The 1162-nt window shown below is 64.4% G+C and carries 1 protein-coding gene; it reads left to right on the forward strand.

The window, feature by feature from the left end:
- Positions 1 to 923: hypothetical protein (locus ACN269_RS34685; RefSeq protein ID WP_421477558.1), on the forward strand; the 923-nt coding region annotated here is incomplete at its 5' end.
- Positions 924 to 1162 lie beyond the last annotated feature (239 nt).

Below are 1162 nucleotides of genomic sequence, written 5' to 3' on the forward strand. Positions count from 1 at the left end.
CGGCGCTCATCTCCGCGTTGCTGCTAGCCACCCGCGGCGTGGCCCTGACCCTAGGGCAGATCCACCGCACGGTGGACGGCGGGCTACAGTACCTCGAGTTCAAGCAGATTCCCATGACCGAGAGTGCACGACACCTCGCGACGCTCGATGGAGTGCGCGCAGCATTGGATGCACTTTCCGACGGACATCCGGTCACTCGAGTCGACGACGGATGGGAACCCGTGTGGCGGATCGCCCCCGAACATGAGCATGCCGCCGCCTTCTACCGCAACTCGGCAATCCACGCCTTCCTCGAGACTTCGATAGTCGAACTAGCGTTGGCGCACGCCAGCCATGCCGACGGCGATCGCCTCGATGCGTTCTGGACCCAGACGTTCCGACTTCGCGATCTGCTCAAGTTCGACTTCTACTTCGCCGCCTCGGCCGAGTTCCGGTGCAACATCGCCGAAGAGCTGCGATGGTACGACGGTTGGGAGCGCGCGGTGCGCGGCAGCGCTGACCTCGATTCCGCCCTGTTCGACGGGATCGAATCGATTCTTCTCTCGAAGCGCCCATTGATGAGCTGGACCATGTTGCGGCCGTTCTTCGAGGCCTACGAGATCGTCGCCCACGTGTTGTGTAAGGCGCCCGCGTCGCTGTCCGAGGAGGATCTCGTTCGACGGGCGCTGGGGGTGGGGCAACAGTATGTAGCGCAAGGGCGGATTCGCAGCAGGGAACCCGTTTCGACACTCGTCTTCGCAACAGCGCGCCAAGTTGCCGACGATCAGGGCCTGTTTCAGCAGGATCCGTCGTTGACGGATCGCCGCAACGCGTTTCGCAAAGAGCTGCGCGACATCCTCTCCGATATTGACCACGTCGAGCACCTGGCGCGACGACAGTTCACCGCGCGCGAGGTGGCCGCCCGCCGAGGTGAGGAACCGTAGTTATGATCCGCGCCGTTACCGGGCTGCTCGCGTCGTGCGCGGCCGTGGCCGCCGCAGCCAACGCGTATCGTCCGCTTGCCCGCTCCGGGCCCGGTTCGCTGCTTGCGTGGATCGCGGGGTTGTGTGCTTCAGAGTTTCCACTTGCGTTTCCAAATCATCATCTGCGCGCACCGCCAGCACGTCATCACAGCTGGCCAGTGCTGGCCCGGCAACCGCAACGACGTCGTCGTCGCCCGCGC

The organism is Micromonospora sp. WMMD736, assembly GCF_049179015.1.
In the GTDB taxonomy this organism is placed as follows: domain Bacteria; phylum Actinomycetota; class Actinomycetes; order Mycobacteriales; family Micromonosporaceae; genus Micromonospora.